The following is a 22975-nucleotide window of genomic DNA, read 5'->3' on the forward strand; positions in this document are numbered from 1 at the left end:
AATAATAAAGGATATATTATCGGTTGTTTGAGTAGAATTATCTACTAAGAATCGCACTTAAGCATATTCCGTGCCAACAAAAAATACAGGCATAAATGTGATCTGGCTAGAGCTTGTGAGCAAGTATAGCCAAAATTTGTCAGACAATTTGTCCAATGTCTCGCTTTATGTGGTTCATGATGACCTATTTTGGTTTCAACAATGATAGAATCTGCTCCATATGAGTCAATATGTCTTGAAGAAGCCCCAATGAGTCAATTCGAAAATGTATTAAAGCCACTTCCATCAGCAGTGTCATTATTGATTGTTGATGATGAACCCGGCATGCGCAGTTTTTTGAAAAAAGCCCTATCAAAGAAATTTGCCTTAGTGGAAACGGCCGCCAGTGTAGAAGAAGCTGAGCAGTTAAGAAGCCGTTGTCATTTTGACTTATTGATTGTGGATATCAGATTACCTGGTCGTTCAGGCATCGAGTGGCATGAAGCGTTAGAAGATCATGAACGCCGCTCAGACATTATTTTTATGACCGGTTATGCGGATATGGATGTCGCCATTCAAGCACTACGTGCTGGTGCATCAGATTTTATCATGAAGCCGTTTCATCTTGAACAGATGATGAAAGCGGTTGATCGCTGTATTGAACGCCGTTTATTAAAACGCGAAAATTTAATGCTGCGTCGTGAAGTCTCAATCGGTCATTCATCAACCATTATTGGCAACAGTGAAGCCATGATGGAAGTGAAGCGCATTATTGAACGTGTAGCGCCGACTAATTCAGTGGTATTGATTGAAGGCGAGTCGGGCACGGGTAAAGAGTTAGTTGCTCGTCAATTGCATCAATTAAGTGGTCGCCAAGGGCCTTTTGTGCCCGTTAACTGTGGTGCGATTGCGCCAGAGCTACTAGAAAGTGAATTGTTTGGTCACACATCGGGTGCATTTACTGGGGCAAAAGGTAACCGTGAAGGACTATTTAGTTTTGCTTCTGGTGGCACTATTTTCTTAGATGAAATTGGTGAGATGCCACTAAAGATGCAAACGGCTTTATTACGCGTATTAGAGCAGCGTGCAATTCGTCCTGTGGGTAGCGAAAAAGAAGTTAATATTGATGTCCGGGTGGTTGCGGCAACCAACCGTAAATTGGCTGAAGAAGTTGAAGCCGGTAATTTCCGCCGTGATCTTTATTATCGTTTAAACGTACTGGATATTGTGATCCCACCATTGCGTGAGCGTCCTCAAGATGTGGTTGAACTGACCCATCACTTTACCTTGCAGTTAGCGGCGGAATTAGGTGTACGTGAAGTTGTATGGAGCCATGAAGATCTGGTTAAACTGCAACAACATGATTGGCCAGGTAACATTCGTGAACTGCGTAATATGATTGAGCGTTGTATTTTGTTAGGTAAGCCACCTGCTGAATATTGGAAAGCGCAACCAAAAGTGGAAAGTCAGTCAGAGTTCGGTTATCCATTAGATTGGCCACTGAAAGATGTGGAAAAGAGTCATTTAACCCGCGTTGTCGATGCTCATGGTGGTAATAAATCAGCAGCAGCACGCGACTTAGGTGTTTCTAGAAAAACCCTCGATCGTAAATATAAAGAGTGGTTTGATATCGATAGCGATAAGGAAGACTAATCGTGTCGTTCTTTACCCAACTATTTGGGGTGAGTTGGCGTCATCTGCAGGCAAAAGTGCGTTATCGCATTCTGATCCTGACTTTGGTGCCAATTCTACTAACACTGGTAAGTTTGGTATTTATTACCATTTATTGGAACATCAGCTACACAGGTAAACAGCTATTTATGAAAGTAAAAGCTGATTTAACTGTCGCTAAAAACACCCTTGAAGAGTCGCAAGTTCATCAAGCGCAGCAGCTTGAATACATCATGAACTCGTGGACATTCCAAAATAAATTCCAACATCTGCGTCGTGATCATGATCCGGTGCAGCAGCAAATACAAACCTATCTTAATAACCAAAAATCGCAATTAAATTTAGACTTTGTGCGTCTAATTAGCGTCTCTGATGCCGCTGCGGATCCGGAATTAAGATTAATGCTACCCCATACTCAGCATGGCAAAGCATTTTCAGGGTTAATGGTGTTAGATCAACAGCAGTTAGCGCGAATAAATCCAGCATTGGCGAGTAAAGCGCTAATTCCACTGATTGCCACCCAACGAGCCTTACCGCTAGATAAAACGGTTGAAAAGAAAGGGCTTGTGAGTCGTAGTTTGATGCCGATCATGAGTAAAACAGGTCATCCAATTTGGTATTTGGATGGCGGCGTTTTATTAAATCATGACACGCGGATTGTCGATCATATTCGCGATCTGGTGTACGACAAAGGTACCTTACCTGACCGCTCTATTGGCGCGGTAACTATCTTTTTGGATAACGTACGTATTGCCACTAACGTACCATTGCATTTCTTCCCTCGTTCGCCTGAACAACAAGGTCGAGCGTTGGGCAGTCTAGTGTCTGAAGATGTGCAAAGGCAAGTATTGCAGCAAGGTAAGCTGTGGGTTGATCGTGCCTTTGTTTATGATGACTGGTTTATCTCTGCATACGCGCCACTGCAAGATATTCGCGGTAAACGTATTGGTATGATCTACGCAGGTTTTTCAGAGTCACCCTTTATTCATAATTACCTGCTGAATATTATCGAGCTAGGCACTATTTTAATGTTGGTGCTATTGGTCTCAGGCTTATTGGTATATCGCGGGGCTTACAGTTTATTACTGCCTATTGAGCGTATTCATCAGGTGGTGAAAGGCGTACAAGCTGGGCGTAATTTACGGATTGGCTCACTTGGGCTTGATCGTGATAATGAGTTATCTAATTTGGCGGAGCAATTTGACCGTATGTTAGATCTATTACAACGTCGTAATAGCCAAATTCAAGCCGCCGCTGAGCAGCTCGAAATGAAAGTGGAAGAGCGTACTCGTAGCCTGAAAGAAAAAACGGAAGAGTTGCAACGTAATATGGCGTTGTTGAATGCGACTCGACAGCAAATGGTGACCAATGAAAAATTAACTGCATTAGGTGAACTTACTGCGGGTATCGCGCATGAGATCAATAATCCGACAGCGGTGATTCTCGGTAATATGGAGCTGCTTCGTTATGAGTTAGGTGACGATGCCAAAGTCGTTGAAGAAGAGATTGAGCTGGTGATCCAACAAGTGGGTCGGATCAGTACGATTATCCGCAGTTTATTGCAATACAGTCGCCCTGGTGAATTTAATGCACCACTAGAGATGCACCAAATAACCCCAATTATTGAAGAGATGATGGTGCTGGTACGTCACTCGATTCAAAAGCAGGAAGTGCATTTAATCCAAGAATTGAGTGCAACCCAGTTAGTACAGGTAAATAGACCTCAATTATTACAGGTATTGATTAACCTTGTGGTCAACGCCGCTCATGCGATGAATGGTAAAGGGCGAATTTGGATCCGCACGTATGACTGGCTTGAGCAAGGAGAGGCAGTTGGCGCTAAGATCGAAATTGAAGATGAAGGGATGGGCATTCCTGCCGAGCAACTGAATCGAATTTTTGACCCATTTTTTACCACACGTAAAGATGGTACTGGTTTAGGGTTATCGTTGAGCTACGGCATTATTAAGCGCTTTGGTGGCACCATTGAAGTAAGCTCTGTGGTCGGCAAAGGCACCATTTTTACCATTGGTTTATATCATCTTGCCAAAGAAGATAACCAAGATCATGGTTTGTTCATTAATGGTTGTGACTCATAAAAAAATGCCGAATATAAAATATTCGGCAGAAGAGTGTGTGAGCAAATGTAGTGCTAGTACTGAGCGGAGTGTGAGTGACTCAGTACTTAAAAACTCAAAAACAACATAAGTTAACCCTTGGTAAACCTAATAGAGAGTATTGGAACGTCAGATAACGATAACCATTCTCATTATCGTTTGCAACCTAAATTGTGTAAAAAATAGAAAAAACTTGTATCTTTTTTCTCCTCAGACAAGATCGGTTAATTAACTATCTAATTTTTAAGTACTTAATTTACAGGCTTATGATGAAATAAAATTTAAGATGGCAAAAAACAGATAAAAAAATGCCGAATATAAAGATATTCGGCAGAAAGAGTGTGTGAGCAATGTCGTGCTTTGAAACTCAAAAACAGCGTAACGTAAGCAAATCACTTAACGTTAAATAGAGAGTTTTGGAACGCAACTTAATAATAATCATTCTCATTATCGTTTGCAAGCTAATATTGCATAGTTTTCTAACTATATGATGTTCAAGCTGCGCGCAAAATCTGTTTTGTTAACGTAAGCTCATGTTTACTAAGATCTTCAGCTTGATTTAATGCTGCAATTTGATATTCGTTTTTAATCAATAAATTGAGCATACCGCGGAAATGGTTGAAGGTTTTGACCTGCATATGACGATAGCCTTGATTAATAGCCCATTGCTCTTGTGCTGATAAAAGCTGTTGAGCTAAACCTAACTGACGAAACTCTGGGTGGATAGCACCTAAATAGCTGTAAAACACTTCATTGTTAAGTTGATAACCCAATTTAAAGCCCGCTAATTCGCCTTCAACATAAGCTAATAATAATAGATGTGGTTGATTACCAAGTTTATCCATCAAAGTTTGATGGCTGAGGTCACGATCAAATTCAGGGATCTGTTGGTATAACTCGAGTAATAACTGCGAATGTTGTTGCTCTAAAAGATCAAACTGTTTTATTTCAATAGTGTACATAGCAAACCTGATAATAGAATAAATATGGCCAATAAAAATTGGCCATATTTTACGCTAAAATCATGTGGTCTGACCAGTACAATTATATGATTGATAGCTGTTTTTCAGATTTAAGAATTTTATTCTGCAGGAATTTAAGTAACAAACCGTAAGCAGGTAAAAATAAACAAAGGCTAATCAATAGCTTAAATCCATAATCAACAGTTGCAATTTCAGGCCAATGGGTTGCCATAAAGCTATCACTTGAGGCATAGAAAGCGATGCTAAAGAACACGACGGTATCCACTAAATTACCGATAATCGTCGAGGCAGTGGGTGCTAGCCACCAAACATTGTTTTGACGGATCTTAGCAAACACAGTGATATCCATTAATTGTCCCACTAAATACGCAGCAAAGCTTGCAAGGGCAATACGGAACATCATTTCGTTGAATTGAGTTAGAGATTCAAATCCTTGGAAACTGGCTTGATGGAATATCACACCCACAATGTAAGAAATTATGAGTGCTGGGATCATGGCACTGAAAATAATGCGTCGAGCAGATTGTTTACCAAAAATACGAACAGTGAGATCTGTTGCTAAATAAACAAATGGAAAACTAAATGCGCCCCAAGTGGTATGGAAGCCAAATAATTGGAATGGGATTTGAACTAAGTAGTTACTGGCCGTAATAATAAAAATATGAAAACTGACCAATAGAACAAGCGCACGTTGATACTGTGCGTGAGTTAAAGCAAGCATGATGTAGCCTTTTTAGTTAGTTGGGCGGGGTTAGGGAACCCGCGTGATAATACCTAGAGGTATGCCCCTACATTTTATAGGGGCGGGTATTATAAAGTAGCTTGGATGAAGTGCAAGTGATGTGTGATACCAATTTGATTAAAGTTGGTCGCTACATTTCAACCAAAATAGATAAGATGGTGGCGAGTTTATTGTCGAGCTCTTGCCATTCAGACTTAGGATCTGAGCCTGACACAATACCAGCACCAGCAAATAGGTTGATTTTGCCTGGTTCAAATAAAGCACTGCGGATCGCCACTGAAAATTCACTTTCAAATTTATTAAAGTAGCCACAGGCTCCTGCATACCAACCACGCATATAACCTTCGTTAATGCGGATATAGCTCATGGCGCTTTCTCGAGGTAAGCCACCTACAGCGGGTGTTGGGTGCAAGGCTTGCAAGAGTTGAAAGTCATTAATCCCCGCTTTTAGCTCAGCTCTTATAGAACGGTGTAAATGCTGAATATGGCTGAGTTTAAAGACAGTTGGCATCTCTTCTGCGCCAACATAGTTGCTCAATGGATTGAGCACATCAACAATATGTTCGCGTACTAATTGGTTTTCATGACTATTTTTGGTGTCATCTAGTAGTTGGTTGGCTAAGGCGATATCTTCCTCTTCACTCAGACCTCGCACGGTCGTGCCCGCTAAAGCCTCTGTAAATAGTTCTTGTTGGCGGCGGCGATATAAACGCTCTGGCGAACAAGAGATAAAGCAACGTTCAGGACTAAATTGAAATCCAAATTGAAAGCTAGTTGGATTACGGCCCTGCCAACAAGCTAATACCATCCAAGGGTCAACGTCATTATTCACTTCAAGCTGACTGATACGTGACAATACGACTTTGGGAGTATGTTTATTGAATTCAGGAGATGTGACTTGTTCTACTAGCTCTTGCCAGCGAACGAAATTGGGTTTATCTGCGCGACCAAGTAATTTGAGTTTATGCGGTGGCATCAGTGGCTTGGCGGGTAAAATTGCGCTGATTGCTGCAATAGCAGCATCACATTCCTGCTGCGCATCGTTATTGTCTGCAAAATTAAGATTGACGAGAATTTTATAGCTTTCACCACTACGGCGTAGTTCGATACGCGGTAGTACAAAGTGAGCGCGGCCAAACTCAGGCCAGCTTTCAATACTGCGATCAAATGCGACGCCGCCATAGTAACGGACATCAATATTATTTGAGAGACTACGTTGTTGTTGGTAATAGTTGGCAAGCTCAGTGTCATCAAGAGACTCTTCAAAGAAAAAGCTTTTACAGCTACCAATTGCAGCAACTTCTTCTATTTTGTCGCGCCCTTGCCAATAAATTCGAGGGTAACTTTGTTGCGCTGCTAGCCAAGAGATTAGCGGAATGGCAGGTATCGTAATCGACAACTGCATAATCGGTTCTCTAACTGGACTTTGCTTTAACTGATTAATTTTTTCAGATAAAGACTCCAGCATCTGTAACAGCATACTTGCAGACAAATGGTACTCCCAACTATTTAAAGACTATAAAAAGTAATTATATCAGAAATGCAGCCAACAAATTAATCATAGCTTTTCGATATGAATCACGGTGTTGAAAGATAAGACTGACAATCACCAGTGTCAAGGATAGGCTATTGGCATGCTATGTATTCGCTTAAATCTTGTGTGATCTATCTCACGTTAGCCTGTAATTCAAACATTGGTCACAGCGATTTCAATAAGTTAATAAAATATGTAGGAAAGAATACATACGAATGACAGACTTTACGGGTATTGCTTGCTATTTTTTTATTAGATATGAGTTCTCTAAGGATGGAAGGGCTGTTAATCATGATGGAGTCAGAAACCGTTGCACAAGTTGAAAAAGTGGCAACTAAAAAATTAATGTTGGGGATGTACATTGTTGCATTTTCAAAAGCGTTACCTGAACCGCAGCCATTAGGATTACTTAATTCTGTTAGTGTATTAATCAAGATAAAAAATAGTCGGGTTAAATATGCATTAATTGATTGGCATCGCTCATCCTACCAACGTCCACATCGGGCGTTAACCGTCGCAACCAGTAAATCAGTGAGTTATGGTATACGTCAACAGGCCATTGCCTGTGCTTCAAGTAAGCAAGTCTTAATTGCAGCTAAATTACTGATGCAACAATTGCTAATTGATAAACCACAACCAATTAGTCTTGCTCCTATCACAATACTTGCCCAACAAATTGTGTCGCAAGTTAATCATCAAAATGACAGTTATCGTTGTCTCGATGTCTTGCGTAAGAATCGTAGTGATCTATTAGAACATTCAATTAATGTCAGTTTTTTATTGGCCAAGTTTGGTCAATATTTAGAGATGGATAGCGATGTGTTATTGCAGTTATCAATTGGTGGATTACTGCATGATATTGGTAAATTAAAGGTTGATAACAGCATTTTAAATAAACAAACAAAATTATCAAAAATTGAATTTGAGCTGATTAAATTACATCAACAATATGTACAGCACTTTTTGCCTTCAGAAGGCGCTATTAGTGCCATTTGTCATGACATCTGTTTGCAACATCATGAGAAGCTTGATGGTAGCGGCTATCCTAAACGGTTGCTGGCCAAGCAAATTTCTATTTATGGGCGTATGGCTGCGATTGTTGATATTTATGATGCGTTAACGGGGAACCGTTGTTATCGACGAGCATTAAGCCCGTTAGAGGCCTTTAAGGTGTTGAAAAGTATGACGCCCAATAAGCTTGATTATTATTTAGTGGAGCAGTTTATTGAGTGTATTGGCTTCTATCCGGTAGGATCGTTAGTGCAGTTATCTGATAACCGTGTCGGCGTCGTTTGGTATCGAGCGAGAGAAAGTCAAACCAGTACGATTATAAAATGTTTCTTTGATATGGCGAGTCAGCAACTGACGCCGATTAATTACGTTGATTTAATACAGCAACCCAGCCTTACCATTACCGCAGATGTAGCGCCCCATAAAGTCATCCATCCATCAGAGTCATTATTTACTAGTTAAGCCAGAGATAACGAAATGCGCTTATTAATTGATGTCATTATTTACTGATATATCAGTAAATAGCGACCACCATATTGAACAAATAAGTGCCTTAACTTGTTTTTATTCGGTCATCAAAATTATTTAGTTTGGGTAAAATTTTGACTAAATTAAATAGCGAAAAAAGCTATTTAATTTAAGTAATATTCTCGTCTCAGATACGGAAAATATAATGAGATTAATCACTGGCTAAACTTGATGATAATCGGCTTTTTTGGCTTTATGCATCTACTTAAAGTACAGCACTTGATTGTTATGTTCTTTCTGTGAATCAATAATATATCACTAATATGTTACATGAATTTAGTTGTTAATCAGTTGCTTACTATTTAATTGCGAATTAATGTTGTTTTATTGACGATAAACATAATGAGTTGAGTTAGCCATCTTTAGTGCTGATTAATCACGCAAGTTTTAGTTGGATTGTCGCTCTAAAATAGATACCTGAAAATGACAAAATTCGACAAAAATGAGCTTAAAAAATGCAGTGAAGTTACTGCTCATTTTTTGCTTTTGTGAGCCGCAATAATGATGGCCAGTTAATCATTTTATTGGTGATGGTTTTATGACGCAGCAGGATGAGTGGTTGTGATGATTTTTTATTGAGCAAAAATGAATATAACCCGCCTTTGTAACTGATATATCAGTTACAAAGGCGAATTTGCAATTAAACACGATTATTTTGACGCTTTATTTATGCACTAGCTGCTGCTTGTAAACGGGGTAATGGTTTGTCATTTATTGGTAAGTGCAGCAAGGCTGCAATCAGCGCCATGGCAACGGTAGTCCACCAAATTGGGGTATAGCTGCCAGATATATCATAAATTTTACCGCCAACCCATGCGCCCAAAAAGCTGCCGATTTGATGACAGAAGAAAACTAAACCGTATAAGGTTGATAGATATTTTGCCCCAAATATTTGACGTACTAAACCAGACGTTAACGGGACCGTACCGAGCCAACAAAAGCCAATAGCACCACCAAAAATAGCCGCACTATGTTCGGTAATTGGTAGCGACACAAATAGTGCAATAATCACAGTACGCATTAGGTAGAGCGAACTCATGACATAACGTTTGTCAAAACGATCACCCATTACACCCCAAAAATATGAGCCAAAAATATTAAAGATACCCACATAAGCAAGCGCCATTGCTGCTGTTTGTGCTGATAGATGTTGGTCTGCAAGATAGCTGGGTAGATGAGTCGCAATAAACATCACTTGAAAACCACACACAAAAAATCCTGCATTAATTAACCAATAATTGCGGTTATTCAAAGCTTCCGTTAATGCTTGTTTTAATGTTTGTTCATCAGTGCTTGGGTTATTGCTGTTAGTGTCTGTTTTATTGATCTTAATAAAGGCTGAGCAGGCCACCATAATACTACATAGCACTGCAAATACTTGTAGTGCGGTTTGCCAGTCATAGTTGGCTAATAATGATTGCGCGCCTGGGATGACCGCAAACATACCAAATGAACCTGCTGCTGTGGTTAAACCAAAAGCTTTGGCGGTATGTTCTGCTGGTACGACTTTGGCAACCGCGCCAAGAATAATCACATAGCTAGTGGCACTTAACCCTAAGCCAATCAGTACACCGACAGAAAGATATAGCATCTCTGCATGGCTGGTGATTGAGGTCAAAAATAACCCCAGACCATAAGCAATTGCACCCAGAATAATAATGCGTTTAGCACCAAAACGATCGGATGCCATGCCAATAAAGGGTTGGAATAAACCAAACAATAAGTTTTGTAAGGCAATGGCAAAGCTAAAGAACTCTCGACCCGTACCAAAACTGGTTGAAATAGGCATCATAAAAATGCCAAAGGATTGTCTTATACCTAGGCTGATAATTAAGATTGCAATACCGGCCCACACAAGTAGCGGCAGACGAAAAATACTCATTTAGATGTCTCATTGGTTAAGTGATGCTGATCCATTTCGCTGTCACCAGACATTTGATGACAACCTGCATGGGTCGCATTTTGGCTAAAGGCTTGTTGCAGTGGCTGACAATGATGTAAGCCCCATAAACTAAGCAGCAGCAACGCTAACCAACGTAATAGTTGTGCAGGTAAAGACTGAGAAAACATAAATCACTTAGATGATAAAAAAGCCGCGCATACTACCTAAGTTATTTAGATGTTGCTAATGAATAAAAGGGAATAACACTATGCATGACATGCATATAAAAAAATCCCAGCAGAGCTGGGATAAGGTTGGGAGGACATACAAATTTATTTAATGCTGTTTATTGGGTGCTAATGACATTACCAAAAGGCTGTAGTTGTGGAATTTGTTGTTGAACTTGCTGACCCATTTTTTCTAACTGTTTTAACTGTTGGCACATCTGCTCAGCCTGTTGTTCAAATTGCTGTGAATGCTGCTCCATTTTTGCCGATAATTGTTCGCCATAGTTATCCATCATATTGCTAAAGTCATCCATGGATTGTTCAAGGCTTTGGTTTTCGTTATTGAACATCTGTTGACCTAAATTCATTAAAATGGTGCCAACTGAACTCTCTATTATTGATTGTAGTTGCTGTTCAAATTCTGGTCCGAAAACTTGTTCTATTTGCTCACTTTTGGCACTTAAGTAGTACTCATTATTTTGTTGATTAGCGAGCTTTTTTATTTTGCTATTAACTTGTTCAACTAGCTTATCAAGCTGCCTGTTAGCATTGTCGCTCAGTAACGGTTGTAATGACTCCGTGACCGCAGTACTGGCAAATTGGCTGACATCACCAATAAAGGTCACCACTTTAGGTACCTGCGCAGTAATGGCATCTTGATATTGTTCAAGGGTATGACGTTGTTCATCGGTTAATGCTATTGATTCGCCATTGATTCGCAGTGTATCAGCACTAATTTGATATAGGGTTTTGCCTTCGTCGCTAAAGGTCACTTGCTGGGGGTTAACGGCCACATCGTAATTCATATCAACTGCGCAGTGGTCTGTTGAAAACTCATATTGGCAGCGGTTACTGTTGGTACTGCAATGAGGGTAAATACTGCAACAATACAGATGGCTTGCATGCGTTTAATACGGCTTGAATTAGTCATTATTTTATCCTTGCACAATAGCGTGATTATTCAGTGTTAACTTGAATAGAGCAGATCTCATGCCAATTTTGTAATGTGCTGATATTTAAAATAAAACGGGATTCAGGCTAAATATTATTACGCTACTTGTAATACGGTTCACTAATTAACAGTGATTTTTACTAAAAAGTTAGGTAATTGGCTAAATAAACTAAAATCGCAGCAGGATTTGGCATTTATGCTAAGAATAGTGAGGTTTGCAAAATTATGCACTTATGTCGCAGTTAACGAGAGTTCAATCATAAAAGATAAATAACAATGATTAGATGTAAAAGCTTGAACTTGCTAGCAAAAAAATGGATGCGATATGCGTAATGAGCCGAGTCGGCGTAAAATCTCCTCTTTATAAAAATGCAATATAGAGTTCTGTTCGCGGAGATGAGATGACGGCGCTAAGAGTAGTTAAAGCAGCATGGTTTGCCATGTTGATGTTATTGGTAAGTACAGCGCAAGCTGCAACCTTCGATTCACAACATTTATGGTCAACAGATAATCAAGCTGCACCTCAAGTGAAGTTATATTTCTTCTGGTCAGAAACTTGTCCCCATTGTGCCAAAGCCCACCCTTTTATTGATGACTTAGCGGTTAAATATCCGTGGGTCAGTTTGTATTCTGAAAAAGTGACTGAAGATGGCGCATTTGACCGTCTACAAGTTTTAGCCAATGCCACTAATCAAGCGGTAACCTCGGTGCCATTTGTGGCGGTATGTGGTCAAGCTATTATTGGTTATAGCAGCGCTGAAGTGACGGGTAAATATATTGAAGATAGTCTATTACAGTGTTACCAGCAGCTAGGTGGCAAGTTAGATAGTCATCAGCAACAGCGTGCTGATAGCAGCAGTAATCTTGATAAACCACTGGCCCTATTTTCAACTTGTAGTGGTGAAGATGGCGATGCACCTTGTGGTAGCTCTGAGCCAGCCAATATTACCCCAGTAAAAACAGTACAACCAATAGAAGTACCGTTAATTGGCGCAGTCGCACCAGAAAAAATGTCTCTGCCATTATTAACTGTAGTGTTAGCCGGCGTTGATGCGTTTAATCCATGTGCTTTCTTTGTATTGTTGTTCCTATTGTCAATTATGGTCAACGCTAAAAGCCGTGGTCGTATGCTGCTGGTTGGCGGTATTTTCGTGTTCTTCTCTGGCTTTATTTACTTCATCTTTATGTCTGCATGGCTCAATATTTTCCAATTATTGGGGGCGGGCAGCAGTGGTGGCACCATTATTTTAGTGGCGGGTCTATTGGCGTTAGTGGCAGGTACGCTCAATTTAAAAGATTTCTTCTTCTCCAAGGGCAAAGTGACCTTGTCGATGTCGACCGAAAATCGCACCAGCTTGATTAAACGTATGGGTAAACTCTCCAGCGCCAGTAATTTACCGACCATGATTGTGGGCACCACTATCTTGGCCATTTTAGCTAATACTTATGAGTTGTTATGTACTGCGGGCTTCCCGATGATTTACACCAGTGTATTGTCGATGCATGAACTGCCAGTATTTGAACGCTATATGTATTTGGTGATGTACAACATCGTGTATGTGATCCCATTAGCGACCATTGTGATTATTTTCAGTATGACGCTTGGTAAACGTAAGTTATCTGAAAAAGAGGGTGAGAGCTTAAAGCTAATGTCAGGTTTAATGATGTTTGGTTTAGGTGGCATGTTAGTGTGGGATCCGACCTCAATGCAAAACCCAGTATTGGCGATTGGTCTGATCTTAATGTCGATTATTATCACTATTATTACAGTGCAAATCCGCAAGCGTCTTTCTAAGAAAAAATAATCAATTATGGACACGGCTAATCAATTAAGCCGTGTCCATTTCAACAATAGATTCCTTGTTTTACTTACATGGTTTGATCATCGCTAATGCTAGACTGATTGCATTTAAGTTTAGGGAAAGCTTATGCAACAAGAGTTATCGGTTGAATTACTGGTATGGATATTATTAGGGATATCAGTATTAACTGCTTTTTTAAGACCCTATTTATGGTTAATACCATTAAGTCTGAGTTTAATTGGTGCGCTCTATTTAGGCATTGTTGATTACATCAGTGTTGGGATTATTGTTGCGGGTTTATTACTTGCTTATGCGACTTATCGTTGCTCAATCGTCTGGCTAAAATTACTCGGTCATATATTAACGTTAGGCTGGATAGCCGCACTCGCTCTACACCAGTTACCTGATGTAAATAACTGGCTTATGCTGGATCATGTTGTAACTGGCTCCTCAAGCATCCCCTTTAGTATGTATCTTAATTTTGATAAACCATTGGTGTTCTTTGGTTTACTGTTATTGTTCCCACAGTTACTTGATCAGCGGGAGTTTTATTGGTCTAAGGCAATATTAACGAGTAGCCAAGTGTTAACCTTGATTACCGGCTTGCTCACGATTGTCGCTCTTGCTTGGTTATTGCAGCTTGTACATCTAGAGTGGAGTGTACCAAGTTGGTTATGGTTATTTGTTTTAAATAATTTACTGTTCACCTGTGTTGTTGAAGAAGCATTATTTAGAGGTTATATACAAAGGCAATTACTCAATTACATCTCTCCTGTATATGCGATTGCTATTACTAGCATATTGTTTGGTGCAGCCCATTATGCGGGTGGAATTAGGTTTATTGTTGTGGCCACATTAGCGGGTGCGGTTTATGGCATCGCCTATTATTGGACTCGTAAATTATCCATTGCTGTATTGGTACACTTCATTTTCAATATGATCCATCTAATATTTTTTACTTATCCAATGGCGCAACCTTGAGCTTGATACATTTTGTCACTAGACCTAAATTCGGTTGTTTGTTCTAATAGCCGGTCTATCACTCTATTTCTATTGGAAAATTAGTTGTTTCACACCAAAGTAGCGATGCAAACACTGCAATCAAAGCTGACACTAGTATTATTACTGGTGGTATTGGTGTCGCAATTATTTCCAACCTGTGTGGCAGCGGATATTCATTTCAGTGAACAATCTAAGTCGATGCAATTAATTGCAACTGACGTTGAGGCTGAGTGTTGTCACCAGCAGCAACATAGTTGTGAACATAGTGCAGAATTTGATAATGATTTTCATACCTCTTGCCATCCACCGGTAGAACATAGTTTCGCCGCTGAATTCAATCGAATTAACGGCATTAGTCATTATGATACTCGCTACAAAAATCGTAGTGATGCGCCACCTATTCCTCCTCCATACGCTTAATCTCCTGTAACTAATCAAAATTTTATACATTAGTTAAGTCTAATTTAATTAGTCATATCCTTTGCTTGGCATATGTTTGCTATGTGCAAAAGCGATGTGCAAGTTAAAGGTTGGCTTAGTCGTTGTCGCAATAGTTTACGTTGCGATGAGATTATTGGAGTTGTTCTCGTGAAGAGAGAGTTAACCATGAGGTTGGCGACATACAAGCGTTGTGTTGCTGCCGTATATTTATGCTTATTAAGTCTGACGGTTACGCCAGCAATAGCACAATCAACACCGACGATAAAACGTATCGATTTAGCTTGGGTATTAGAGCAAACTTTGCTCAACAATAGCCAACTTCAAAGCTATCCCTATGAGCTGAGAGCCAGTGAAGCACTCACCTTACAAGCAGGCATTCGCCCAAACCCTAAATTGTCGCTATCTATTGAAAATATCTTAGGCAGTGGTGATAGAAAAGGGCTTGATAATGCCGAAGTGACCTTGGCGCTAAGTCAGCTGATTGAACTGGGTGACAAACGTCAGCGACGCATTGATCTGGCTCAGGCTGAGCAGCAGCAACAGCTAACTCAATATGAAATATTACGGTTAGACGTGTTGGCATTAGCGACTGAGCGATATTACCAATTGCTACGGTTGCAGGCACAACTCAGTTGGAATCAGCAACGCCTTAATATCGAACAACAAGCATTACAAACCATCACGACCCGCGCCAATGCAGGAGCCGTCACTCAAGCTGATGTCGCTAAAATGGCGCTCGGTTTTGCGGCATCTCAAGCAAGACAGCAGCAATTACTGGGAGAAGTGCAATTAGCTAAATATCAGTTAGCTGCCATGTGGAATAGTGAGCCTCAGTTTGAGCAGATCAGCGGTGATTTACCTGCAATGACGCAAGTTCCTACCGCTGCCAGTGTATTAAATGCGATGGAAACCGCACCACAATATTTACACCTACTCAGCAGGGAGCGAGTGCTGCAAGCCAAATGGCGATTTGAACAATCAAAAGCGGTCACCGATGTGAATGTTGGCATTGGCGTACGCGGCTATGATGGTTTTGATAGCGGTGCGTTAATGTTTAATGTATCCATGCCAATCGCATTAGAAAATCCCAATCAAGGTAATATTTTAGCCGCTAAAATAGACCAAAATAATGTGTTAGAACAACAGCGTATAGCGCGGAGTCAATTGCGACTTACCCTGTTAGAAATTCATCAAACGATGGTGAATAACGCCTCCCAAGTACAGCGTTTGCAAACCCATTTATTACCGTTAGCGCAGCAGTTATTAAGTGATACACAGCGAGCCTATCAAACAGGCCAAGCCAATGTTTTGCAATTAATTGATGCTCAATCTGAGCTATTTAAATTACAGCTAGCGGTGATCGACTTTAGCGCAATGGCTTATCAACAACTTCTCGAATTAGAACGAATTACTGGACAATCCATGGTAGTGGCAACTCCTCATCAGCAAGCGTCACTGGAGACAAAATAATGCAAAAGATATTAGCTCAATTAGTTGCAGTATGGGCAATGGTAGGTTTGCTATTAGTGCCAACTCATCAAGTTTTTGCTGGTGGTGATCATGGCCATGGTCACGGGCATGAAGAGGAACAAGAACACGCGCCAGAGGGCCCACATGGCGGCCGCTTGTTAGAAAGTGGCGACTACAGCGTCGAAATTACCATGGCAGAAGCAGGCATTCCGCCTGAAATGCGAGTTTATGCCTATAAACAGGGTGAGTTATTGCCGCCTAATGAGGTCAAGTTAGAGGTGTTACTCACCCGTTTAGGAGGGGTCACTGAGACAGTTCAGTTTAATGCCGAGCAAGATTATTTAGTCAGCCAACAAAGTGTCGCTGAGCCGCATTCATTTGCGGTAGAAGTGCATGCCAGCATTGCTGAGCAAGACTTTGATTGGCATTACGATAACTTTAATGGCCGTACCGAAATTAATGATCGTTTATTAGCATTAGCAGGAATCGAAACACAACTAGCTGCTACTCAACAACTGCATTTTGTTGATCGCCTATTTGGCGTAGTCGCGCCCATTACTGACAAGCAGTTTAACCTGCATGCACCTTATGATGGCGTGATCAAACAGTTGCATGTCAGTGTGGGCGATAAGGTTAAACAAGATCAGCTTATTGCCACCATTACGAATGCTAAAACGCTGCAAACCTATCAATTGTTTAGTCCAGCCAATGGTCAAATTACGCAGCAATATTTAACCGTGGGTAATCACACCGTTAATGGTGCATTGGTGCAAATTAGTGACCTTTCTCAAGTCTGGCTTGAGTTATCAGCCTTTCCTAACAATATCGCCAAATTAACGCTAGGGCAGAAAGTGACACTGGCTGATGACGATCACCATTCTCATGCGGGTCAAACTGAGGTGAGTTACATCGCGCCGATGATGACCGGCGGACATATTGCCAGAGTCCGTGCAGTACTGGATAACCCACAAGGTCAGTGGCGTCCGGGGATGCACATACAAGCAGATATTGAAACTGCAACCAAACAAGCCGCAGTGGCAGTAAAGGTGGATGCGATACAAACCTTTATGGATAAGCCGCTGTGTTTGTGAAGCATGGCAATATCTTTGAAGCTCGCCCAGTAATCTTGGGCGAGTCAGACGGCAAATATGTAGAAGTGATTAATGGCTTAGCCAGTGGCACTGAATACGTCATCAAAAATAGCTATCTGCTGAAAGCCGATATTATGAAAAATGCCGCTAAGCATGTGCACTAGGAGTCAGTAAGCATGGATACGATTATTTCCTTTGCACTAAAACGGCGCTTATTAATACTGGCACTGACCTTATTAATGGCATTACTGGGGATTTATAACACCTTTAAATTGCCGATTGATGCGGTGCCAGATATCACCAATGTGCAAGTACAAATTAATACTGCAGTAGCAGGTTATTCACCACTAGAGTCAGAGCAACGGCTCACCTATGTAATTGAAAATGCCATGGCGGGGATCGCGAAGCTTGATCATACCCGTTCAATTTCGCGTTATGGTTTGTCGCAAGTGACGGTGATTTTTGACGAAGGCACTGATATCTATTGGGCACGTCAGCAAATTAGTGAACGTTTGCAAGCGATTCAAACCGAATTACCCGCACAAGCCAAGCCGACTTTAGGCCCAGTTAGTAGTGGCTTAGGTGAGATCTTTACCTATGCTATTCGCGCTGAAGAAGGTGCCACCAAAGAAGACGGCAGTGCATATAGCGCCGAAGATTTACGCACCATTCAAGATTGGATTATTCGACCACAGTTAGTCAAAGTCGCTGGCGTGACTGAAATTAACAGCTTAGGCGGATATGAGCGCGAATATCAGGTTGCGCCCGATCCTAAAAAGCTACTTGCCTTTAATATCAGTGTTGCTGATGTGATAACTGCATTGGATTTAAATAATCGCAATGTCGGCGCGGGTTATATTGAACGTAACGGTGAGCAGTGGTTGGTTCGCTCGCCTGGGCAGCTAAAAAATCTTGATGAAATCAGACAAGTGGTGGTGGCAAAGCGTGATGATGCGCCAGTACGTGTTGGTGATGTGGCCGATGTTTATTATGGCAAGCAATTACGTACAGGTGCAGCTAGCCAAAACGGTCAAGAAACCGTATTAGGCACAGCGTTTATGTTACTCGGTGAAAACAGCCGAGTGGTCGCTAAACAAGTAGCTGAACGCCTGCAGTTGGTTAATGCCAGTTTGCCAGACGGGGTAGTCGCTGAGGCGGTATATGATCGTACCGGATTGGTTGATAAAGCCATTGCCACTGTGCAAAAGAACCTATTTGAAGGTGCGGTACTGGTAATTGTGGTGCTGTTTGCTTTATTGGGTAACTTCCGCGCAGCATTAATTGCCGCATTGGTGATCCCGTTGAGTATGTTGTTCGCCATTACGGGCATGACCACCAACCGAGTGTCGGGTAACTTGATGAGTTTGGGCGCAATTGATTTCGGCATTATTGTTGATGGTGCGGTGATTATTGTTGAAAACTCATTGCGCCGCCTTGGTATGGCGCAGCAACAACATGGCCGTCTATTAACCCTAAATGAACGCTTAGAAACCGTGTTTGCCGCCACCAAAGAAGTGTTCCGCCCTGCGGTATTTGGGGTGTTGATCATCATGTTGGTGTATTTGCCTATTTTCGCGTTAAGCGGAGTTGAGGGCAAAATGTTTGAGCCAATGGCATTTACTGTGATTGCAGCATTGGTGGGCGCGCTGATTTTATCGGTGACCTTTGTACCCGCGGCAATCGCCTTGTTTGTTAAAGGCAAAATTAACGAGCAAGAAAATAAGTTAATGCGCAGTGCGCGTAAAGTGTACCAACCGATACTGTTTTTCTCATTAAAGCGGCCTGCACTGATTGTTGGCTTAGCCTTGGGCTTAATGGCATTAACCAGTTACCAACTGACTCGCTTAGGTTCAGAGTTCTTACCAAGGTTAGATGAGGGTGATATTGCATTACATGCCATGCGTATTACGGGCACTGGGTTAGAGCAATCAATCGAGATGCAGAAAAAACTGGAAACAGTGATAAATGAACTCGATGAAGTGGAGCGGGTGTTTTCTAAAGTCGGCACACCAGAAATTGCCACCGATCCTATGCCGCCTAGTGTGGCCGATACCATAGTGATCATTAAGCCGCAATCACAGTGGTTAGATCCCAATAAAACCAAAGACGAGTTTGTTGATGAGCTACGTCAGCATATCGCACAAGTGCCGGGTAATAATTATGAATTTACCCAGCCAATTGAGATGCGTTTTAATGAGTTAATCGCAGGTGTGCGTGCCGATGTGGCGCTACGTATTTATGGTGATGACTTAGATGTGCTGAAAGAGGCGGGTGATCGCGCAGTAGGGCTGTTCCATCAAATTGAAGGTGCAGTCGATGTGCGAGTCGAGCAAATGTCAGGTTTACCCACCTTATCGGTTGAGCCAAATCGTGATCATTTAGCGCTGTTAGGGTTAACCATTGTCGATGTACAGCAAGCTTTGCAAGTTGCCGTTGCTGGTGTTGATGTTGGTATCATGTATGAAGCGATCGCCGTTTTAAATTAGTGGTGCGACTCGATGATGATATTCGTCAAGATATCCAGCGTCTGCAAAATTTACCGATTGCATTACCTGTAGGCGCTAATCCTGAATTGAGCTATGTGCCATTAGGGGAAGTGGCGGAGATCCAATTTAAAATTGGCCCAAATCAGATCAATCGTCAAAGTGGTAAGCGCCATGTGGTGGTGACCGCCAATGTTGAAGGTCGCGATTTAGGTTCATTTATTAGCGATACCCAGCAATTGATGACACAAAAACTCGATTTACCAAGCGGTTATTGGAGTGAGTATGGTGGCACTTTCGAGCAGTTAGAGTCAGCATCAAATCGATTGATGATTGTAGTGCCATTAACGCTATTGCTGATTTTCGGTTTGTTATACAGCGCCTTTGGCTCAGTGCGTGACTCACTGATTATTTTCAGTGGTGTGCCATTAGCCTTAACGGGCGGGGTATTGGCATTAGTATTACGCGATATGCCATTATCGATTTCAGCAGCAGTTGGTTTTATTGCGCTATCGGGCATTGCGGTACTCAATGGTGTGGTGATGCTGAGCTTTATCAAACAATTAACTCAGCAAGGGTTGGTCTTGATTGAAGCAATTAAACAAGGGGCTAGTCAGCGGTTAAGACCCGTATTAATGACCGCTTTAGTGGCCAGTTTAGGCTTTGTGCCAATGGCATTTAATCTCGGTACGGGGGCAGAAGTGCAGCGACCATTAGCGACCGTGGTGATTGGCGGTATTATCTCATCCACGCTATTAACCTTGGTTATTTTGCCAGTGTTATACCTGCTGGTTTATCGTTTTAAGCGGGGTAAATAATACTAACGACGGGGAGCAGTGCTCCCCGTTTTATTATTCAAATAAAAATAACCAAGCATAACCTGTAATAAAGGCGGGAACGGCGGTGTAAATTGACGCCACCATTGCCGCTTTAGGCGCTAAGGCAATGGCAGGAAACAAGGCATCGCCATCATTTGCAATGGCATTAGAGATTTGTGCCGATAACGGCACCGCGCCAGTGAGGTATAAACTGGTGATTAAAATCTGTGGGCCGCAGCCCGGTAACATGCCGACAGCTAAGCCAATTAATGGCATCCAAATACCCATCTGGCTGAACATGCTATCAAACTGCAAGTTGGCAAAATGGCTGGTTAATTCAAATGCGAGAAATGCCACAATCACCCAAGCACTAATGAAGTGGGTATCCTGCGCTGCTTTTTGAATGGGATGAGAGGCGCGGCTTTTATCATCTTCAGCCACTGCCGATTGATAATCATAAATATCACTGGTCAGTGCCCATAAAAACATGCTGATAATCAGTAAGCCTACGCCTATATATTCAATGCTCATCTCTGGCAGCCCCAACAGCTGATTACTATCGACTTGAAATGACCCCAACAGTGCAATAACTGCAGTAGGGATCAGTAATAACTGCCAAAATTGGCCTTGCAAGTTAATCGCTTTTAACGACTGCGGCGGTGTGTTACTGGCTTGGCATGAGCACGAGTTGAATGAGTCTGTTTGCTGCGGGCTGGTGGGTCTTAAATAGTCAGCGGGGTGGATCTTGTTGACCACTAAGCCCGTGATAATACCGACCACAATACCAAGCAATACTACGCCTAAACCTGTTGCTGGCTGGCTTGCTAATAACAAAAAGGCGGCATCGCCCATGGTCGCTGTCAGCACCGCAACTAATGAACCAAAACCAACGCGGCCACTAATAAATTGACTGGTGACCACAATCGCGCCGCCACACCCAGGTAATGCACCTAATAAAGAGGCAATAACGACCTGATTGGTCGCAGACTGGTGGTATAACTGGCTTAGTTTATTGTTTTGGCTAAATAATTTTGCGCAATAATGATAAATCGATAAAGTCAGTGCTACATAGCAAGAGACAGCCCAAAAGGCATCTGACAAACTGCCAATTGCAATGTCATGAGTGCTTGGTGTAGCAATCAGTACTAGCATTAATATCGGTAGGATAAGACGTTTATGTGATAAGCGGAATTGCTGTAAATAGCTGCTTGTTTTAATGGTTAGTGTATTCATCAGCACCTCCGATAATTGATATGTTTATAGGCATATAGATTGCCACAATTATATGTAAATGATAATCATTATCAAGTATGAAATGCAAGATATGGCCGATGACCTTAATCGTTTTTGATGACCGATGAGTAACGCAAAGGCCGCAGTGATATTTAGCTTGAAATGTGTTGACGAAAAATAGAGATAAAAAAAGGGTAAAGACTCCGTCTTTACCCTTTTTGCTGTTGTGTTGTAACGTTTGTCGAAGGTTTTAGGTTATTGAATAACTCGGTCATGTCGTTGAGTTTGAGTTATTCAATCTTGTTGCTATTCGCAGGTAGTGATTACATGCGAGCTTTAAAGATCTCAACAATCTCTTCAAGACTTGCTTGACGTGGGTTAGTCAGTGAACAAGCATCGTTTAGGGCGTTTTGTGCCATAAATGCTAACTTGTCTTCTTTCACGCCAAGGTCAGCTAAACGCTGATTTGTACCCACTTGAGCAGATAGCGCTTCAATCGCCGCAATACCCGCTTCAATAGCTTGTGTTTGGGTCATACCAGTAACGTCAACGCCCATTGCTTTAGTAATATCAACGAAACGCTCAGGTGTGACTTTGGCGTTAAAGCGAGATACTTCAGGTAATAAGATAGCGTTACATAGACCGTGTACTAGGTCATAAACACCACCTAATTGGTGCGCCATAGAGTGAACATAACCAAGAGATGCGTTAGAGAACGCCATACCTGCTAGGTATTCACCATATTGCATTGCATCACGTGCTTCGCGGTCTTCACCATTTTCAACGGCAGTTGCTAGGTTTTGAGAAATTAACTCAATCGCCTTAATAGCAGATGCATCAGTAATTGGTGTAGCAGCAGTAGAGACATAAGCTTCAACTGCGTGAGTTAATGCGTCCATACCAGTCGCAGCAGTTAAGAATTTAGGCATTGCGACCATTAATTCAGAATCGTTAACTGCAATGATAGGAGTAAAGTGCTTATCAACCACAGGGTATTTAGTTTCATCGG

The 22975-nt window shown here is 41.6% G+C and carries 18 protein-coding genes and 1 pseudogene; 10 read left to right on the top strand and 9 right to left on the bottom strand.

Annotation, left to right across the window (positions count from 1 at the left end):
* The first annotated feature begins 249 nt into the window (after window positions 1-249).
* Both JCM15074_RS17430 and JCM15074_RS17435 read left to right on the top strand, forming a co-directional pair.
* Window positions 250-1632: a sigma-54-dependent transcriptional regulator gene (locus JCM15074_RS17430; protein WP_025822864.1), complete on the top strand. Its 1383-nt coding sequence runs from the start codon at window positions 250-252 to the stop codon at window positions 1630-1632.
* A 2-nt stretch (window positions 1633-1634) separates the two neighbouring features.
* Window positions 1635-3749 (top strand): sensor histidine kinase, encoded by a 2115-nt coding sequence (locus tag JCM15074_RS17435; protein ID WP_025822867.1) that lies wholly within the window; start codon window positions 1635-1637, stop codon window positions 3747-3749.
* Between the two features lie 512 nt (window positions 3750-4261).
* Here the strand turns inward: JCM15074_RS17435 and JCM15074_RS17440 are convergent.
* The 3 genes from JCM15074_RS17440 to JCM15074_RS17450 all read right to left on the bottom strand — a co-directional run bounded on the left by JCM15074_RS17440 (window position 4262) and on the right by JCM15074_RS17450 (window position 6972).
* On the bottom strand, window positions 4262-4729 hold the full coding sequence (locus tag JCM15074_RS17440; protein ID WP_025822869.1) for a GNAT family N-acetyltransferase: 468 nt from the start codon (window positions 4727-4729) through the stop codon (window positions 4262-4264).
* 82 nt (window positions 4730-4811) lie between these two features.
* Window positions 4812-5471, bottom strand: a complete 660-nt coding sequence (locus tag JCM15074_RS17445; protein ID WP_025822871.1) for a 7-cyano-7-deazaguanine/7-aminomethyl-7-deazaguanine transporter — start codon at window positions 5469-5471, stop codon at window positions 4812-4814.
* Between the two features lie 151 nt (window positions 5472-5622).
* Window positions 5623-6972: an isochorismate synthase gene (locus tag JCM15074_RS17450; RefSeq protein ID WP_199899827.1), complete on the bottom strand. Its 1350-nt coding sequence runs from the start codon at window positions 6970-6972 to the stop codon at window positions 5623-5625.
* 345 nt (window positions 6973-7317) lie between these two features.
* Here JCM15074_RS17450 and JCM15074_RS17455 point away from each other — a divergent pair, with 345 nt between their 5' ends.
* Window positions 7318-8499 (top strand): HD-GYP domain-containing protein, encoded by a 1182-nt coding sequence (locus tag JCM15074_RS17455; protein WP_025822875.1) that lies wholly within the window; start codon window positions 7318-7320, stop codon window positions 8497-8499.
* A gap of 733 nt (window positions 8500-9232) precedes the next feature.
* Here the strand turns inward: JCM15074_RS17455 and JCM15074_RS17460 are convergent.
* The 4 genes from JCM15074_RS17460 to JCM15074_RS25325 all read right to left on the bottom strand — a co-directional run bounded on the left by JCM15074_RS17460 (window position 9233) and on the right by JCM15074_RS25325 (window position 11605).
* Window positions 9233-10447: an MFS transporter gene (locus JCM15074_RS17460; protein ID WP_025822877.1), complete on the bottom strand. Its 1215-nt coding sequence runs from the start codon at window positions 10445-10447 to the stop codon at window positions 9233-9235.
* The gene (locus JCM15074_RS17465) at window positions 10444-10635 is read right to left on the bottom strand and encodes a hypothetical protein (protein ID WP_025822880.1); all 192 of its coding nucleotides are present in this window, start codon (window positions 10633-10635) and stop codon (window positions 10444-10446) included. The genes JCM15074_RS17460 and JCM15074_RS17465 overlap by 4 nt, the downstream gene beginning before the upstream one ends.
* A 158-nt stretch (window positions 10636-10793) precedes the next feature.
* Complete coding sequence (locus JCM15074_RS17470) at window positions 10794-11480, bottom strand: DUF2884 family protein (protein WP_025822882.1); 687 nt, start codon at window positions 11478-11480, stop codon at window positions 10794-10796.
* Window positions 11477-11605: a hypothetical protein gene (locus JCM15074_RS25325; RefSeq protein ID WP_267880197.1), complete on the bottom strand. Its 129-nt coding sequence runs from the start codon at window positions 11603-11605 to the stop codon at window positions 11477-11479. The genes JCM15074_RS17470 and JCM15074_RS25325 overlap by 4 nt, the downstream gene beginning before the upstream one ends.
* A gap of 422 nt (window positions 11606-12027) precedes the next feature.
* Between JCM15074_RS25325 and JCM15074_RS17480 the strand changes: the two genes are divergently transcribed.
* The 7 genes and pseudogenes from JCM15074_RS17480 (at window position 12028) to JCM15074_RS22865 (ending at window position 20733) form a co-directional block, all read left to right on the top strand.
* Entirely contained in the window at window positions 12028-13431 is a 1404-nt protein-coding gene (locus tag JCM15074_RS17480) for a TlpA family protein disulfide reductase (protein WP_025822884.1), read from the top strand.
* Window positions 13432-13554: 123 nt separating this feature from the next.
* Complete coding sequence (locus JCM15074_RS17485; RefSeq protein ID WP_025822886.1) at window positions 13555-14409, top strand: CPBP family intramembrane glutamic endopeptidase; 855 nt, start codon at window positions 13555-13557, stop codon at window positions 14407-14409.
* Between the two features lie 84 nt (window positions 14410-14493).
* A complete protein-coding gene (locus JCM15074_RS17490; protein ID WP_025822888.1) occupies window positions 14494-14850 on the top strand; it encodes a hypothetical protein in 357 nt (118 codons plus the stop codon).
* 168 nt (window positions 14851-15018) lie between these two features.
* Window positions 15019-16341, top strand: coding sequence for a TolC family protein (locus tag JCM15074_RS17495; RefSeq protein WP_234400268.1), 1323 nt, complete (start codon window positions 15019-15021; stop codon window positions 16339-16341).
* Window positions 16341-17432, top strand: a complete 1092-nt coding sequence (locus JCM15074_RS22860) for an efflux RND transporter periplasmic adaptor subunit (protein WP_234400269.1) — start codon at window positions 16341-16343, stop codon at window positions 17430-17432. Before JCM15074_RS17495 ends, JCM15074_RS22860 begins: the two co-directional genes overlap by 1 nt.
* A complete protein-coding gene (locus tag JCM15074_RS25075) occupies window positions 17423-17596 on the top strand; it encodes a hypothetical protein (protein ID WP_234400270.1) in 174 nt (57 codons plus the stop codon). The genes JCM15074_RS22860 and JCM15074_RS25075 overlap by 10 nt, the downstream gene beginning before the upstream one ends.
* A gap of 12 nt (window positions 17597-17608) precedes the next feature.
* A pseudogene (locus JCM15074_RS22865) lies at window positions 17609-20733 on the top strand (efflux RND transporter permease subunit).
* Window positions 20734-20766: 33 nt separating this feature from the next.
* Here the strand turns inward: JCM15074_RS22865 and JCM15074_RS17510 are convergent.
* Both JCM15074_RS17510 and JCM15074_RS17515 read right to left on the bottom strand, forming a co-directional pair.
* A complete protein-coding gene (locus JCM15074_RS17510) occupies window positions 20767-21966 on the bottom strand; it encodes a putative manganese transporter (protein ID WP_025822892.1) in 1200 nt (399 codons plus the stop codon).
* Between the two features lie 323 nt (window positions 21967-22289).
* Window positions 22290-22975 (bottom strand): dehydroquinate synthase/iron-containing alcohol dehydrogenase family protein (locus tag JCM15074_RS17515; RefSeq protein ID WP_025822894.1); only part of this gene is annotated, 686 nt, incomplete at its 5' end.

Origin of the sequence: Shewanella marina JCM 15074 (assembly GCF_000614975.1) — a bacterium.
Taxonomy (GTDB): domain Bacteria; phylum Pseudomonadota; class Gammaproteobacteria; order Enterobacterales; family Shewanellaceae; genus Shewanella; species Shewanella marina.